Source organism: Pedobacter sp. AK013 (assembly GCF_014205835.1).
GTDB lineage: Bacteria > Bacteroidota > Bacteroidia > Sphingobacteriales > Sphingobacteriaceae > Pedobacter.
Window position 1 is genome coordinate 55,417 of sequence record NZ_JACHCQ010000028.1, and the last position, 17,699, is coordinate 73,115.

At 36.2% G+C, this 17,699-nt stretch carries 14 protein-coding genes; 13 read left to right on the plus strand and 1 reads right to left on the minus strand.

Annotated elements, in window-relative coordinates:
• Window positions 1–23: 23 nt before the first annotated feature.
• The 13 genes from HDC90_RS18075 to HDC90_RS18135 all read left to right on the plus strand — a co-directional run bounded on the left by HDC90_RS18075 (window position 24) and on the right by HDC90_RS18135 (window position 14,462).
• A complete protein-coding gene (locus HDC90_RS18075) occupies window positions 24–377 on the plus strand; it encodes a cytochrome C oxidase subunit IV family protein (protein WP_184468905.1) in 354 nt (117 codons plus the stop codon).
• Window positions 377–1,072, plus strand: coding sequence for an SCO family protein (locus HDC90_RS18080; RefSeq protein WP_184468907.1), 696 nt, complete (start codon window positions 377–379; stop codon window positions 1,070–1,072). The genes HDC90_RS18075 and HDC90_RS18080 overlap by 1 nt, the downstream gene beginning before the upstream one ends.
• Window positions 1,073–1,146: 74 nt before the next feature.
• The gene (locus HDC90_RS18085) at window positions 1,147–1,689 is read left to right on the plus strand and encodes a DUF420 domain-containing protein (protein ID WP_184468909.1); all 543 of its coding nucleotides are present in this window, start codon (window positions 1,147–1,149) and stop codon (window positions 1,687–1,689) included.
• 179 nt (window positions 1,690–1,868) lie between these two features.
• Entirely contained in the window at window positions 1,869–2,468 is a 600-nt protein-coding gene (locus HDC90_RS18090) for an RNA polymerase sigma-70 factor (RefSeq protein WP_184468911.1), read from the plus strand.
• Between the two features lie 62 nt (window positions 2,469–2,530).
• Window positions 2,531–3,691 carry a FecR family protein gene (locus tag HDC90_RS18095; protein ID WP_184468913.1) on the plus strand — a complete coding sequence of 387 codons (1,161 nt, stop codon included), beginning with the start codon at window positions 2,531–2,533 and terminating at the stop codon, window positions 3,689–3,691.
• A gap of 349 nt (window positions 3,692–4,040) precedes the next feature.
• Window positions 4,041–7,667, plus strand: a complete 3,627-nt coding sequence (locus HDC90_RS18100) for a SusC/RagA family TonB-linked outer membrane protein (protein ID WP_184468914.1) — start codon at window positions 4,041–4,043, stop codon at window positions 7,665–7,667.
• A gap of 12 nt (window positions 7,668–7,679) precedes the next feature.
• Window positions 7,680–9,149 carry a RagB/SusD family nutrient uptake outer membrane protein gene (locus HDC90_RS18105; protein ID WP_184468916.1) on the plus strand — a complete coding sequence of 490 codons (1,470 nt, stop codon included), beginning with the start codon at window positions 7,680–7,682 and terminating at the stop codon, window positions 9,147–9,149.
• 5 nt (window positions 9,150–9,154) lie between these two features.
• Window positions 9,155–10,540, plus strand: a complete 1,386-nt coding sequence (locus HDC90_RS18110) for a substrate import-associated zinc metallohydrolase lipoprotein (RefSeq protein ID WP_184468918.1) — start codon at window positions 9,155–9,157, stop codon at window positions 10,538–10,540.
• A 10-nt stretch (window positions 10,541–10,550) separates the two neighbouring features.
• Window positions 10,551–11,903 (plus strand): DUF4302 domain-containing protein, encoded by a 1,353-nt coding sequence (locus HDC90_RS18115; RefSeq protein WP_184468920.1) that lies wholly within the window; start codon window positions 10,551–10,553, stop codon window positions 11,901–11,903.
• Between the two features lie 119 nt (window positions 11,904–12,022).
• On the plus strand, window positions 12,023–12,295 hold the full coding sequence (locus tag HDC90_RS18120; protein WP_184468922.1) for a hypothetical protein: 273 nt from the start codon (window positions 12,023–12,025) through the stop codon (window positions 12,293–12,295).
• 4 nt (window positions 12,296–12,299) lie between these two features.
• On the plus strand, window positions 12,300–12,701 hold the full coding sequence (locus HDC90_RS18125; protein ID WP_184468923.1) for a DUF983 domain-containing protein: 402 nt from the start codon (window positions 12,300–12,302) through the stop codon (window positions 12,699–12,701).
• Window positions 12,702–12,844: 143 nt separating this feature from the next.
• Complete coding sequence (locus tag HDC90_RS18130; RefSeq protein ID WP_184468925.1) at window positions 12,845–13,504, plus strand: DUF2461 domain-containing protein; 660 nt, start codon at window positions 12,845–12,847, stop codon at window positions 13,502–13,504.
• Between the two features lie 118 nt (window positions 13,505–13,622).
• A complete protein-coding gene (locus HDC90_RS18135; protein WP_184468927.1) occupies window positions 13,623–14,462 on the plus strand; it encodes a flagellar motor protein MotB in 840 nt (279 codons plus the stop codon).
• Window positions 14,463–15,003: 541 nt separating this feature from the next.
• On the opposite strand, the gene HDC90_RS18140 is transcribed toward HDC90_RS18135, so the two are convergent.
• On the minus strand, window positions 15,004–17,595 hold the full coding sequence (locus tag HDC90_RS18140; protein ID WP_184468929.1) for a hypothetical protein: 2,592 nt from the start codon (window positions 17,593–17,595) through the stop codon (window positions 15,004–15,006).
• Window positions 17,596–17,699 lie beyond the last annotated feature (104 nt).

Below are 17,699 nucleotides of genomic sequence, written 5' to 3' on the forward strand. Positions count from 1 at the left end.
TTCAATTTATAAAAATATTTAACATGTCAGAACATTCACATTTAGAAGAAGGACACGCGCATGGCGAACATGCTGGAATGGATAAAGCAAAAATCTGGAAAGTAGCAGGTATTTTAACGTTGATCACTGCAATTGAATTTATTATTGCATTGTGGGCTATTCCCGGGGGACATATTTCTCAGCATGTAGGTAACTATATTTATATTGCTTTAACACTGATAAAAGCATTCTATATTGTAGCGTATTTTATGCACTTAAAATATGAGAAACTAGGCTTACAGCTGGCATTGACGGTATCATTTATTTTCATTATTTACTTTATTGTTTTAATGTTAACAGAAGGTGGATTCTTAAACATCCACATGATGAACCATTAATGAAAAGAAGTCCTATAAAAAAGGTAATAATCCTGGTAAGCATTTTAGCTATACCGGGATTTTTGTTTTTTTACTTATTGCCACATTTCGCTAAAAACCGGTATAAAAGTTTACCCATCTTTGGTGAAAAGATAGTCGCGTCAACTTACCATAGTATAAAAGGGAAGAAAATTCCTGATACTATTTATCATCTGGTTCCTGATTTTAAACTTATAAACCAGCATAAGGATACTGTTAACTGGAAATCGCTGGAGAACAAGATAGTGGTGCTGAATATATTTTATACCGGCGCAAACAATCAAGGAACAAGTAGCTACATTAAAAAACTAGCTGATGGCTATGAACAGAAACCCTTAGTTAAGTTTTTAAGTCTGTCTGTAGATCCGCTTGATGGAAGTAGAATAAAAGATTTTGCCGAACAGTTTAAGGCAAAAGCCGGAAAATGGGATTTTTTGGTAGGCGATACCATTCAAACCTATCCGCTAATTAGAAAAGGTTTGTTACTCGATGTAGTTGCAGATGAAACGAAGGAGAAAACCAATTTCATCTTTAGCAATAAAATAGTGCTTATCGATAATTTACACCGTATAAGGGGTATTTATGATGCAGATAGTGCTGAAGCAAATGCCAGGTTGGAAGATGAAATAAAAGTGCTTATTGCCGAATATCTAAGGAACGTTAAAGACGGTAGGTAATTGGTTTAGCGGTTAGTGTTTCATACTCCGAAGTCGATACATAAATAATAATATAAAAGAGATTTAAGAAACTCATGGAAAATAGCCCGGTTGAGAAAAAATATAGTAAATGGATCATTATCCTATCCATTTTTATTCCTGTTGCAGTAGCATTTTTATTTGTGGTAAAGCTAAAAGATCTTGGTATCGATGCGCCAACCCTGCCTTTTTTGCCACCTATATATGCTACCATTAACGGAATAACTGCCGTTTTATTAGTAGTGGCCGTATGGGCAATTAAAAACGGTAAAATAAACCTGCATCAAAATTTAATGAAAACAGCTATTGGTTGTTCTTTGCTATTTTTGGTGATGTACATTGCTTACCACATGACCACCCCATCTACCAAATTCGGTGGAGAGGGTACAATTAAATATGTATATTTCTTTATTTTGTTAACGCATATCTTATTGTCGATAGCCATTATACCATTGGTATTGGTTACTTACGTAAGAGCATTAGCAGCGCGTTTCGACCGCCATAGAAAGATTGCAAAAATAACTTTTCCGTTATGGCTTTATGTTGCAATAACCGGTGTAGTAGTTTATCTGATGATTTCGCCGTATTATCAATACTAGTTTTTTCTGCTTAAAAAAATGCTGAGGCCTTACCTAACAAGTAAGGCTTTTTTAGTTAATGTTACTTAGGCGGCGCATGATATTTGGTTTAACCCAATTTTTTTTTCACTTTTATGTTTATTACATCTCACAAAAAAACACTTATAAATTTATAGAAGAGCAGGCAGATCGATTAGTTTATGGCGCTAGGAAGGACAGAAGATGAACGCAAGCTTATAGAAAAGATCGTAGAAGGAGATGAGCAGGCTTTTTCTGTTCTTTTCTTCAAATACCTCCCGGTACTCCAAATCTTTGCCACTAAGTTTACTAAATCTGATGATGCAGCAGAAGAAATTATTCAAGATTCGTTTTTAAGAGTTTGGCTAAATCGCGATAAACTAGCAGAAGTGGATAATGTGAAAGCTTATCTGTATAAATATGTTTCTAACGAATGTTTAAGCTACCTACGTAAAAAATTAAAAGAAGATAGGGTTGTTGATGCATTTGTGGCTAAACAACAAAATAGCGATAACAATACTGTAGAAACGATTAATTTAAATGAGGTGATGAAAATTATTGCTATTGCTGTTGAAAAACTGCCTGATCAACGTAAAAATATATACCAATTGAGCAGACGTGATGGTAAAACCATACCTGAAATTGCAGAAATACTCAACATCTCGCCTAATACGGTTAAAAATGCCCTTGTAATTGCATTAAAATCGATACGTATACACCTCGATCAGCACGGGATTGTATTCTTTTTCCCAATTGTTTTTTTCTTTTTGAAAATAAAATAGAAAAAAATTAATATCCCGATAGTCCTAATTTTCTTTTGCTGCTTCTTAGTATCAGAATCTTTATGGAAGAACGTATACATTATCTCTTACAACAGTTTACAGCTAAGGCCTTAAGCCAGGCCGAAAGGGAAGAACTTTTAGTTTTAGTAGAAAACAGCACATCATTGCTTTCTGACGAAATCGTGAAAATGATTATTGCAGAAGAAGAACATGCGCCTAATGTTGTTGAGGAAAAATGGAATCCGGTTCTAAATAAAATTCTGGCGGTAGATAAACCAAGCCCATCACCTAAGCGTATTTTAATGAACAGCTTAAAATGGGCTGCAGCTGCTGTTGTTTTTATTGTGTTTTCGTTTACTGCTTATCTCTCTCTACAGAAAAAGAAAGAGCATGTTTTTGCTACCGATGTGGCGCCGGGAAAAAATAAAGCTATTCTCACCCTGGCTGATGGAAAGAAAATTTCACTTTCAGATGCAATGAAAGGCGATGTAGCTAAAGAAGCTGGTTTCTCTATTACTAAAACTGCTGATGGCCAATTGGTATATAATGTTGCTGGATCAGAAAATGTAAATGATAGCAGATTAAATACCATTTCGACTCCAAATGGCGGCGAGTGGCAGATTCAGTTACCAGATGGTTCTACGGTTTGGTTAAATGCAGCATCTTCTATCCAATATTCATTAAATATCGGAACCGCCAAACAGCGTGTAGTTAAATTAGATGGCGAAGCTTATTTTGAAGTAGCTAAAAATGCAACACACCCCTTTATTGTGGAGACAGATAAGCAAGCTGTTGAAGTATTGGGAACACATTTTAACATAAATAGCTATAAAGATGAAAAAGTAACTAAAACCACTTTGTTGGAAGGAAGTGTACGTGTTTCGCATAATAAGACCAATGAAAGTGAGGTGCTTAAACCCGGAGAACAATCTCTAGTATCTGTTTCGGGCATAGCTATAAAAGAAGTAGATGTGGATGAAGCAATAGCATGGAAAAAAGGCTATTTTATGTTTAACAATGAAAGGCAAGAAAGTATTTTACGTAAAGTTGCCCGTTGGTATAATGTAGAAATAGAATATGCCGATCAGGATGCAAAAGATGTAATGTACTACGGAACGGTAAGCCGTTTCGAAAAAATATCAAAAGTGCTAACCAAATTTGAGCAAACTGGTGAAGTACGTTTCGATATTAAAGGCAATAAAGTTATTGTCTATAAAGAATAACCGAAAAAAGATGAAGACATAACTAACCTTTATCTCTAAAAACAAAACTAATTAATCAACAATAACCTAAAAACCAATAACAACTAATGAATATACTTCGACAAAACTCCTGACGATTCAAAAGTTGAATAAATAAAAAAGGAGTGCTTGCAACACCCCTTTTTATAATCTGTTCAGCTATTCCGTAAATCGGAATCGATTAAAAATCAATTATTTCTTGGATAACCGCGAAACGCTTTTTAGCGTCCAAACTTTCTTGCGTTCCGCACAAAAAACAGACTATTAAATGTACAAAATTTATATTAGAATTTTATGTACGCATCGCCGCTACATACCTAAATTGCTATTAATGATGAAGTTAATTACGGTCGTTCTGCTTGCCTCGTTAATGCAGGTAAGTGCAGCTTCATTTGGCCAGCTGGTTACATTAAAGGAAAAAAATGTAACATTAGAGAAAATGTTCAGGGAAATCAGACAGCAATCTGGTTACGATGTACTCTTATCAACCAATAAGATAAAAAGCACTACAACAATTAATGCCAACTTTAGCAATGCAACCATTGAAGAGGTAATGAGGAAAATTATTTCAGGAATGGACCTTACTTATACAATAGAAGATAAAACCATCCTGATTACACCAGTACAGAAATCGCTGTTTAGTAAGGTTGTTGATTATTTTGCTCAGGTAAAAGTAACGGGTAAAGTACGTGATAAAAGTGGTGCTGTGATTCCGGGCGTAAGCGTTAGAGAAAAAGGTGTGGCCAATGCAGTATCAACTAATGCAGCAGGTGATTATACCATTTCGGTAAAAGAGGGAGCTATTTTAACCTTCAATTATATCGGATATAAAACGCTTGAGGTGCCAATCGGTTCCAAAACCGTTATCAATGTTACTTTGGAGGAGGATGCTGCTCAGCTTAAGGAGGTAAATGTAGTTTCTACTGGCTACCAAACCCTTGAAAAAAAGACTTTTACCGGAGCTTCAACATTGGTTAAAGCAGCAGATGCCGAAAGAGCAGGGGTTACAGATGTTAGCCGGATGCTGGAGGGCCAGGTTGCTGGGGTTACCATACAAAATGTTTCTGGTACTTTTGGTGCTGCCCCTAAAATCCGTGTTCGGGGTGCAACCTCATTTTCAGGCGATAATAAGCCGCTTTGGGTGGTTGATGGAATTATTTTAGAAGATGTGGTTAACATTTCGAACGAAGCGCTAACCACCGGAGATGCGAGTACCTTAATCGGATCATCAGTAGCCGGCTTAAATCCTGATGATATTGAAAGTTTCAACATTCTGAAAGATGCAGCTGCAACGGGTATGTATGGTGCCAGGGCGATGAACGGGGTAATTGTAGTAACTACCAAAAAGGGCAAGTTAACCGAGGGAGCCGCAAAAATCAGTTATAGAGGTAACTTCACAACCTATGCAAAACCAAGTTATGCTGATTTTGATATCCTGAATTCAGCCGATCAGATGGCTGTTCTAATTGAGATGCAAAATAAAGGTTATTATCAGATACCTGAGGCATCCAGAGGAGTTAACGGTGGTCCGTTTTATAAAATGTACAACATGTTGTATGATTATAATCCGACAACCAATTCATTTGCCTTAAAAAATACCAGTGCCGATAAGATTGCTTTTTTAAGCAGGTATGCTAATGCCAATACTGATTGGTTTGATGTATTGTTTAAAAATTCACTGCAACAAGAACATTCTTTAAGTATAAACTCGGGTACCGAAAAGTTTAAAAGTTATGCTTCTACCTCTTTTACGAAAGATAATGGTGTAACAATTGGTAACAGTGTAAGTAGGTTTACGGGAAACTATCGTGCAAACTTTAATTTAACAGATAAACTGAGTGCAGAGCTTTTAAGTACTGGTTCGGTACGTAATCAACAGGCACCTGGTGCAACAGCGCTCCAATCTGATCCTGTTTATGGTAACTATTTCCGTAATTTTGATATTAATCCCTATTCGTACGCTTTAAACACCAGTAGAATGCTTACGGCTTATGATGAGAATGGTAATTATGAGTACTTTAGACAAAACAGTGCTCCTTTTAGCATATTAAACGAATTAAACACCAATTATTTAAAACTAGGCGTATTAGATTTTAAAGTTCAGGGAAATATCGATTATAAAATTTTTCCCAGCTTAATCTACTCGGTTAATGGTGCTTACCGATTTGTAAAGTCTGAATCACAAATTTCTATTTTGGAAAGCTCAAATATGGCTACCTCTTTTAGAACTGTTGATGATGCTACCTCTTCGCAAAGTAATGGAAATCTTTATACTGACCCAGATTTACCAGGAAGTTTACCAATTAGTGTTTTACCGAGCGGTGGTTTTTACAAAACTTCAACCGACAACTTAAAAAGTTATTATTTCAGACAAAACCTTTTGTTTAATAAAACCTTTAGCGCCAAGCATAATTTTGTAGCTTTTGGCGCAATGGAAGTTCGTTATATCGATCGTCAAAGAGAAGCTTTCGATGGAGTGGGCTATCAGTTTGATAACGGTGGTTTGGTAACACCATATTACAAATATTTTAAAGAGGCTGCCGAAGAAGGTAAACCTTACTTTAGTATGGGCAACGAGTTTGAAAGATATAGCGCTTTTTTCGGTAATGCAGCTTATACCTATGATGAAAAATATACCGTTAAATTTTCAGGAAGGTATGATGGTTCAAATAAATTGGGTAGAACAGCTACAGCAAGATGGTTACCAACCTGGAACGTATCAGCCAGTTGGAATATTAGCGATGAGAAGTTTTGGCCAAAAGGCGATATCCTATCAGGTGCTAAATTACGCGGATCTTATGGTTTAGTAGCGAGTATTGGTAATGCCACAAACTCTGCGGCAGTATTCTATAATCAGGTTTCAAGAAGACCTAGTTTAGGAGATCAGGAAGCGCAGATTTTTATTTCTAATTTGGAGAACTCAGAGTTAACCTGGGAAAAAGCCAAGGATTTAAATATTGGTTTAGATTTAGCTTTGTTAAAAAGCAGAATCAATTTCACAGTTGAATATTATAAAAGGAATATTTATGATTTGATTGGAGGAATACAGACCTCGGGCATTGGAGGAGAATATACTAAAATTGCTAACTATGGAGCTATGTCTGGCCAAGGGTTTGAATTGGCAATCATGGGCAAGGCGATAGATCATCCGAATTTTAAATGGACAACCAATTTTAACTTCGGGATCAATAAAAACAAAGTAAAAGACCTGGAAATCGATCCAAATATTTTCAAATCTGTTTCTAATAATGGTTCGGCGGTACTTAATTACCCGCAACGTAGTTTGTTCTCTATTCAGTTTGCTGGTTTAAACCATGATTATGGCTATCCAATGTTTTTGGGTACTGACGGTAAAGCTACTACTTATGTTAATTTACAGGATGATAATTTACTTCAGCTAAAATATGAAGGGCCGTTAGATGCAACATTTGCAGGTGGTTTTTATAACCAGTTTTCTTATAAGAATTTAACGCTATCAGCGTTGTTAGGATTTTCTGCTGGAAACGTGATCAGGCTAAATCCTAACGTAAAAAGCAATTTTAATGATATATCTGCAATGAGTCGGGATGAACTGAATAGGTGGGTAATGCCAGGTGATGAAAAGTTTACGACTGTTCCTGCCATTTTAGATCCCCTTTCTGCATCTAAAATTGTCGATTCTAAAGGTGCGGTAGTTGATGTAAGATACCCTTATAATTTATATAACTTTTCGACTGAGCGTGTAGCTAAAGGAGATTATATCAAACTAAGACAAATATCTTTAAGTTATAACCTGCCTAAGAGTATTTATTCTAAACTAGGCATGTCAGCAGCTTCAGTTTCGCTCGTAGGTAATAACCTATTACTGCTTTATTCAGATAAAAAATTAAATGGTCAGGATCCTGAATTCTATAATTCAGGTGGTGTAGCCTTACCAGTTGCCAGACAATACACCTTATCATTAAAAGTTGGGTTTTAATTGAAGGAAATTATGAAATTAAATAAAATATCGCTTAGTATAGTTGCCGCTGCATTGTTGTTCTCAATGCCATCGTGCAAAAAATATTTAGAACAAGTTCCCGATAATCGTGCGGAAATTAATACTGTTGAAAAGTTGGCTCAGTTGGTTTCAACTGCATACCCATCAAGAGATTATTTAACATTTACAGAAGCTTCCTCAGATAATGCTGAAGATAAGGGAGCTGGCATAGGGACTACAAATGATGCTATTGATATTCCTTACGCTTGGCAAGATCTAATTGGGGATGCGACCAATACTTCTACTGCATATTGGAATGCTTGTTATGAAGCAATCGCATCTGCTAATCAGGCTTTGGAGTCTATTGAAACTAATAATCTTGGTGCAGGAGCATTACCGTATAAAGGTGAAGCTTTAGTTTGCAGAGCATATGCACATTTTATGCTGGTTAATTTATTTGCAAAACCTTATCAAATTGATGGCGCGAATGATTCTCCGGGTATTCCTTATGTTGATAAGCCAGAAACTAAAGTAATACAGCCTTATAGTCGAGGTACTGTAGCCAGTACTTACGCAAAGATTAAGGACGATTTGGAAGCTGGAATGAAATTACTTTCCGCATCAGCTTATAAAGTTCCGAAATACCATTTTACACCAGCCGCTGCCCATGCTTTTGCCGCCCGTTTCTATTTATTTATGGGGAAATGGCAGCAAGTTGTTGATCACGCAACTTTGTGTGTACCAGGCAACGATTTTGTAAATAATATACGTCCTGTTTCCACAACCTTAAGAACCTATACAGCTGAAGAGCACAGAACAAATTATATGGGTAGCGGACAAAAATATAATCTGTTGTTAATTGGGACTTACTCTACCTATGCCCGTTTTACCAGTCCACGCCATGGCTTTGGTGCAAAATTGCAGAAAATGTTTTCGGCAGCAGGTAATATTACAGGTAAAACGTTGGCCAATTCCATATTACAGTATAGTGTACCAAACTATACCATGTATAAGTTTAAAGAGAATTTCTTTTATACAAGCCCTGATATTGGATACCCTTATCTCACATTTGCAGCATTTACAGCAGATGAAGCTTTGATGAACAGAGCTGAGGCTTATGCTGAACTGGGTATAAATGATCTGGCATTGAAGGATATCAACGATTTTTACAGTGTGCGAATAGTGGGATATAGTCCGGCTAACGATGCGATTAACTTAACAAAAATTGCTAATTATTATCCAAGCATTTCCAGTCCAAAACAAGGACTGATTAAGACTATTTTAGACGCTAAAAAAGCTGAATTTTTACAGGAAGGCTTAAGATGGTTTGATATTATCCGTCGTGATTTAACTGTTGTTCATAATACAATAGATATTACTGGAGTAGAAACTTTTGCTGAACTAAAGCCTGGGGATCCGCATCGAATTTTTCAGTTACCGGTAGAAGTTAAATTGTCAGGCGTTGAACAAAATCCAAGATAATTAAGATGAAAAATATATTTAAAATTAACACACTTATTCTTCTTATTTGTGTGTCATTTTCTTGTCGTAAAACTGAAACACTCAATGTAGATTATAGCAGTTTTAATGCTGACGATCCAAGAACCAACACAGCGTTGGATCAATGGTTAAAATCGAATTTGTTGGATGAATATAATATTGATGTAATTTATCGTTACAATCGGTATTATCATGGGAATACTGCTAATGTAGTACCGAGCAAAATTGAAAATATCCAGCCAACTATGCAGATCGTTTTGGATGGATTTATTGGTCCTTACCGGAAGGTGGCTGGCTCAACATTCTCCAAAACTTACATGCCTAAGGAGTGGGTTTTGTTTGGGTCTTATTCTTATGCAAATACTAGCGATCCCGGAGTAGCGGGTACAGCCTCAGGTGGACGTAGAATCACTCTATATGGAGTAAATGAATACCAGCCGCTTCCAGCAGGTCAGTTTTTTGCCTGGGACAGACAGAGGATTATGCACCATGAATTTGGACATATCTTAAATCAAATCATTCCGATTCCAACTGATTGGGAAAGTATTTCAAAAGGTTTTTATAAACAACCTTATACTGATACACCAACAGAAACCGCTCATCAGAATGGGTTTGTTACCAGTTATGCAAGTGGACAGCCAACAGAAGACTATGCAGAAACCATTAGCTGGTTATTAATAAACGGACAGGTGTGGTACGATAACTGGGCTAATACCGCATCGGCAGACGGGAAAAACAGATTGATACAAAAAGAACTTAATGTGATTAATTACTACAATAATTTGGGAGTAAATTTTAAAGAATTACAAAGAGAGGTTCAATTGTATATGAAAGGAATTAACCTGAATGAATCAAAATTTCCATATTGGTTAGGAAGAAAGCAATTTTCGTCGTTAACAGTTAATTTAGAATCTGATCTTTACACTAATTACGGAATTTCTGATGATTTTAAGACTCCTTACAATCAAATGAAAGCAGCAATTTTAGCTTATAGTAGCAGTGCAAAATATCATATGGATAACCTGCAGATTCTCTTCGATTCACAAACGGGGGCTACTGTAAGAATTCCTTTTACGGCTGCCGCTGGAGGAACTCAATTTAATGCTGACTATACTTTTTCTTATACAGTAAACGCTGCAACCGGCGAGGTAACCTTTACTAAGGTAGCGCAAGCAGGCACAACGGGAACTTATGCAAATGCGGCGCTTTTTACAACCGCCTTTACGAATTCGTTGCAAGCGTACCTAACGGGTAAAACTTTTATTGCAGACTGGATGCCTACCGGTATAAATGCTGCCAATTACATGAAGTATGGTGGTTTTTCAGTAAAAAATGCTGCAACAAATTATTTTTATGGATCATTAGCCTACTAAATTATTGAAAATGAAAAAAATATTATTTTTAATTGCAGTGTTGGCAACGCTTATAGGCTGCAAAAAGACATCATATGTAGCGGTGTTTGAGAAAACACCCCAAGAAAGGGCTGGTGAGCAGATAGCTTTGGTTTCATCGACCCTTACATCAGCTACCAACGGTTGGATCGCAACGTTACCAACATTAGCAGGCGGAGGTTATTCTTTTTATATAACTTTTGATAATCAACAAAATACAACAATGTATGGTGATTTGACAGATCAATCGGCATCGGTAGTAGGTACATCAAATTACCGCGTTAAACAGGATATTGGAACCGAACTGATTTTCGATACCTATAACTATATCTCAATGCTAGACGATCCAAGTGCGGCAATACTTGGAGGTGCTTCTAAAATAGGATATAGTAGTGATATAGAATTTACATACGATAGAATGAGCGGTGACAGTATTGTTTTTATTGGGAAAAAATATAGGCAGCCATTTAAATTGGTTAAAGCTACTGCTGCACAAAAAACGGCTTATGAAGCCGCTGGTTTAAAGACGTCTATGGATAAAATAAAAGCCTTTTTTGCAAATATCAAAAATCCGTATGTTGAAGTTGCTGATGGAGGTAATACGTTAAAAGCTGGTATGTCATTAAATTTTACCAACAATTTGGCCGCAGGTAAACGGGTGAGCTTTACTGGTGTTTTGAGTGATGGTACATCTACTGCATCCGGTACGTCTAAGTTTGCTTTTAAACTTGATGGAGCGGATTTATTAGGATCTGGATTAGTATATAACGGAGTTACCTTTGTAAAAATGGGTTGGAAAGATGCAACTACATTGGCATTTTACGATAATACCGGAAAAGAATACATTATTAAATCGAGTCCAATTCCGTTAACTCCTTTATCACTATTATTTGGGTTTCCAACTACTTTTCCATACAAAAAGATAACAATCCCAACTTCAGGCTTGGCTACAGGAGTTACATCTGGATTTAATGCTACATATAATCAAATGTTAGCATTGTTTACTGCAAGCGGAAGATCTGTTGTTTCTACTACATTCTCTTTGGCTAGCAACACTACATTTTCGGTTGCAGTGGCATATATGTCTGGAACATCAGCTTTTACAGCGACAGTTAATTTTAATTATACACGTAATGGGGATGTGATAACGCTAGATAATATACCTGTGGTAACATCCGACAATAACTGGACAACAAGAGCAGTTCAGGTGAAACCATTAGCAGACTATATAATCTCCGGACCATTTAAAATTGATTGGGTCTCAAGTACTAATCCGAATAGCCCCACGCTTGGCGGCCTTTATCGTACCGCTGATGCCAGTTCGTTTATATATGGAACATTATAAATAAATTAGAATCTAAATTTTAATCCATCTCTCCCGTAACCCTTGCTGTAAAAAGCAAGGGTTTTTTTATGACATAATTTTTAAACCCCTCCAACCGTTTATGCTTATATTTGTAACCCATGAAGAAGAAAGCAATTTTTATCCTGTTTGTATTGGTGCTAACATTTACAATAAGCCCTAATGTTAATGCCCAATGTTCTATGTGTACCATTAATGCCGAGCAAGGTGTTAAAAATGGGAATACACAAACAGCAGGTTTAAATACGGGCGTATTGTATCTTTTATCTCTTCCTTATTTAATGGCTGTTATTGTAGGTGTGGTATGGTATAAAAAGTACCGCAAAAAAAACATTCACCTCAATATGAAAAAAGAACCTTTTAATTTAAATTAAAAGCATGTCTGATCAAACTACCTCAAAGGTTTACGCCATTGTGCATTGTAAATGTCCGCATTGTCGTAGGGGGGATATTTTTACGGGTAGTATGTATGGCTGGAATATACAGCATACCAAAGAAATTTGCGGACATTGCGCGCAGCGGATTGAAATTGAACCTGGTTATTTTTACGCTGCCATGTATGTGAGCTATGCCATGAATGTGATAGAGATGCTAATAGCCAGTTTTATCACCTACTTAATTTTCGGACCGCTTACTGATGAAACTTTCTGGCCTTATCTGATCGTTATTTTTGCAGGTTGTTTTATCCTGTATCCGTTTAACTATCGCTATTCGAGAATTATACTACTTCATGTTTTATCTCCGAATATTAAGTATAAACCATATTACGATAAGAATTAGGTTAACGGTTTAAACTGTGTAAATCGGTTAACTGTTGGTTTGGCACTTAGCGATAAGCATTTGGCAACGATTAAACAATGAACCAATTTGCAGTTTACAATTACCAATGAACTGATGACCCTTGAACGAATGAATCTCAAGATATGTTAAAAAAAGAAACCTTAAACTTTATAAAAAACGTTGCCGAAAATAACAACCGAGAATGGTTTGCGGCCAACAAAGAAGTTTATGAAAATGCAAAGGCTGATGTACTTGAACTTGTAGCCAGTATTATCCCAGAATTGGCTAAAGTAGACCCAATGTTTCCGGCAGAAATGGATCCAAAGAAATGTCTTTTGCGCATTTACCGCGATGTGCGCTTCAGTAAAAACAAGGACCCTTATAAAAATAATTTCGGTATATGGTTCTCTACTAAAAAAGGTGGAAATGAGCCTGGTTATTATCTGCATATTCAACCGGAGAAAAGCTTTATTGCCGGTGGATACTGGATGCCAGAGGCGCCGCATTTAAAACTGATCAGACAAGAGATTGATTATAATATAAGCGATTTTAAAGAAATTATTAATAACGCAGACTTTAAGAAAAACTTTAAACTGGGTGTTGATAATGCACTTAAAAATGCACCTAAGGGATATGATCCCGCAGATCCGAATATCGAATTTTTAAAGTTGAAAAGCTTCGAGGCCACCACAAAAATCAATGATGAAGAATTTTTAAAACCAAACCTCGTTAATAAGTTGATAAGTTCTTTTAAAACAGTACAACCTTTAGTTGCATTTTTACGGAACGCAATAGAACAATAATTAATTAATAACCAATGACCAAATAGCAATAACCAAGTAGCAATGACAGTTTTCAAACATAATAATCTCTCGATACTTGCTACTTAACACTTGCTACTAAACTCTTGAAACTTTAAACATGAAAAATACCTTTCTAGCCTTTGCCGTTCTCCTCTTTTTTTCTTCCCTAACTTCTTGTGTGGTATTATCGCCTAAAAAGTACAAAGCCTTGTTGGGGACTAAAGATTCGCTTTATACTGCTTTTAATGAGGGTTTAATTAAGATCGAAAACCTAGAAAAGGAGATAAGTAAGCTTAAAAAAGATACTACCTTAATGGCTGAAGAACTTCGCGACCTGCAAAATAGTTACAATACCGTTGATGCAAATTATAAAAAACTTAAAAACAATTCTTCAACAGAAATTACCAAACTATCAGGCGATTTAGCTGCCCGCGAGAAACGTTTAAAAGAGGTAGAAGAAGTGTTGCGCAAACGTGATGAGGCTACCAATTCACTCAAAGAAAAACTGCAGCAGGCCTTATTGGGTTTCACCAAAAGCGGTTTAACAGTAGAGATTAAAAACGGCAAAGTTTATGTTTCGCTAACCGACAAACTGTTGTTCCCTTCGGGAAGTATCATTATTGATGAAAAAGGAAAACAGGCCCTTACCCAATTGGCAAATGTACTAAAACAGCAGCCCGAAATTAATATTGCAGTTGAGGGCCATACCGATAACCAGAAAATAAATAACCTGGGGCAGATTAAAGATAACTGGGACTTAAGTGTGTTAAGGGCTACTTCTGTTGTACGTTATTTAACAGAGAACGAGAAGGTAGAAAGTGTAAGGATGACGGCCACAGGTAAGGGCGAATTTCAACCCTTGGGTACCAACGCAAATGTAGACGGAAGAAGCAAAAACAGAAGGATAGAGATTGTACTTTCGCCTAAGTTGGATGAGCTTTATAATCTGATTAAATAAAATAGTATTGATTGGGTAAACGGACGGGCTTATTTTTTAACAGGCGCCGCGCTCCAAATTGGAGAAAGTTTTTTAGTATTAGGAAAAGTGCGGCCTGTGGTTCTTGGCAGCGTAGGCCCCGCTTTTCATTTCATTCCTCTCCCGATTGAAAAAAACGGGATTCGGGCTTTACATAGAATACGGGTTTAGGAACAAGGGTTTTTGCACCCAGCAACCCCACAAATGAAATACTGCTGTGGCCACCTAGCCCCGGTTGCAGCGTTACCCTACAGCAACGAGGCACGAGGCAGCGAAGCGTATAAGCGAAAAACGGGAAGAAGCTGAGTGTTTAGTACAGACGCTGCGCTCCAAATTGGAGAAAGTTTTTTAGTATTAGGAAATGAGCGATCTGTGGTTTTTTGACGCTTCAATCCCGCTTTACTCCGGTGTAACTTTTTGTTCACTTTGACCGGGTTTAGGAACAAGGGTTTCTGCACCCGGAAAACCCTAAAAACTGCTTAATGTAACCAAGACCAATCGAATTTAAAAATACAACCTCTTTTTATAGGTTTTGATGCCGGCGATAAGATTTTAAGATCTTAAACGTATGCTCAAACTCATGGCTGCTTAGGTTAGAGTAATCGGGCATGGAGAGTTTATATACCGTTAAAAAGTTTAGCAGTTCTTTAATCACATTTGATACTTCTTCCGATTCTTCGGTATGCTTTAGGATATCGATCTTACTTAATAATAAGGCTATTTCGAATATCTTAAAATCATTCTTTTTAGTAATATCCAAACCAATATTAGTTTCTATAAGCGCTTGTTCGTAATTATTTGTGGCGTTGTAAAAGTTGGCTTTAAACATACTAAAGCTGGCCGATATAAAATTGGTATAATAGGTGTAATCGCTGCTGATGATTTTATCTACAAACTGTATAATGCGCTGCGCCTTTTTAAAATAGTTGAGTTTGATGTAGGTCTGACCCAAGTGAAGCAATAAAAAAGGAGAGAAAACCGAATGTCTTACGTAAAAGATGTTGGGATATTTAGTCAGTATAGCCATAATAAAACGATGGCATTCTGCATAATTTTTTTGAGAAAATAAAGTAATCAGTACCAATCGGTAAGAGAGTATTTCGGCAGAGGTGATTTCTTCGTTTTTTTGTGGTTTACTCTGATCTATCTCCTGGCAGAGCTTTATTATTTTATCTTCAAGGCTTTTGCTCTCGTTAGGTTTGTTAATCAGGTTATTGTGAAAATAAAGGAGTAAATCGTAAGGGTTGATAGGAAAGAGTTCGTTTAATCTTTTATAATTTCTCTTTAACAGCTGCATAGTATTACCTAAGGCCACTTTATCTACATCAATAAGATTAACATTACATTCTATTACGTGCAGCATAATCTGAATGTCTTCATTCAGTACATTCTCCGATATGGTTTTGATGGTTTCTTTATACAGGCTGCTCATGGTTCGCCCTGTAGCCATAATGTCGATAAAATCGATACCAATGCTCAATTTATTGAAGTTGGAATTGGGTTTGCCCAGCTCATATTTCGATACATAACAGATAAAATCGAAAGCACTGTTTTTTTCACGGTTGGAAAATGGCAGTCTGAAAATGTTTTTTAAAGCAGCAATTTCGTTCCGGTTGATACAGAATCTGATCGACCAGTTAAGAACATGATCTCTTCGGGAGGTTTGACCAGGGAAACTGTTTAAGATGTGCTCGAAAAATGATTTACAAGGCCTATATTCAAATTTATCTGTGATCTGTATAAATAGAAAATATGTATAAATATCATCGTTTAAAAAACGGACAATTTCTGTAGGAATGGTTGTACTTAACCTTTTTTCCTCGATGATAATGCCTGCATGTAAAAGTTCTTCGTATGCATCGGGATAACAATTGATATAGCTCAGAATTTTTTCTTTAGCAACCCTTAGTTTTTTGTTTCCTTCTGAAATACAATCGCTTATTTTTTTGAGGAGAAATATTTTTTCGGTGCTTTTTTTTGCCAGAAATACACGCTTTTCTAAGAAATAGCTAATTAATTCATAACATAATAAGGGATTATTCAGCTCAAGATGGTGATACTCATCTTTGAGTTTGAAATAAACCTGTAACCAGAATGGTGTTTTAAACTGGGTTAACAGGGGCAGACTTACGTCTGCCCGGTTTATTATTTTATTTTCTATATGACTTAAGGTATAGAGTACCTCATCAACATTTAAGGATGGTACATTACTTAGGGTTTCCTCATCATAAAATAAGCCCGTATACCAGGCTTTAGTTAAAGATGCAGAACCATAAATAGCAGGCTGAAGATTGATCCAGCTATCAGTCCGCAATCCAAATACGAGTTTAACAAAATTGTTTTCTTCAATACTATATAAAAAGTCGATAAAGGTTTTAAAATAATTACTTCTTGCTAAGTGTTCATCAATACCATCAACAATAATAGTAAAACGCCCCTCTCTCTTTTCAGGATTTTTTTTAAAAAAGCTGATTAACTCGGTAAGGCTTCCGAATTTAAATTCTTTTAAAAACCATTCTTTTAACGTATTTCCATTTTGGATAATAGTATTAATACTGGTTGAGTTAACCAATAAAACAATATCGTTTTTGTAGAGGGCATTTTCTGAAAAGAAAAAATACTCTACCATGTGTGCAAGTAATATCGATTTACCCTGACCTGGCTGCGCACTTATGGTTGTAAACTGATAATTGTTTTTTAAGAAATAATCAAAATCTGGGTAAAAAAAACTTCTATTGGCAGTGGCATTAAATGGAACTCCAGAATTATTTTTACTGGCAATTAACGATACTTCTGTAATGGCATGCGCTTTTAGCTTTAAATCCTGCCAGATACTTTGAACAGAGATCGTCTGATTTTCTTTGTCTTTACAAAATGAGTCCCAATCGTTATAGCCTATATATTGCGACAGGCTATTTAAAGTAAATAAAGAGAATTTATGTAAAGTGTTTGCAAAGCCAAAAAATCGCTTGATGGTCGTTTCGCTTACATAATTTTTGGTTTCTTGAAATACATATTCAGAAATAATCTTACAATGTGCTGGGTCGATATTTCTCAAACCAGATTTTATAAGGACAAACTTCCTGAGTTCGATAAGGAGATCGTTAGCATTCATTAATTAACAGATGGGATGACTAGCGCTAATGTCATCATAATTTCACAATTGAGGAAATCTATTCATAAAGAAAGCTCTGTATGAATAAAATGAATAAAAAGGAA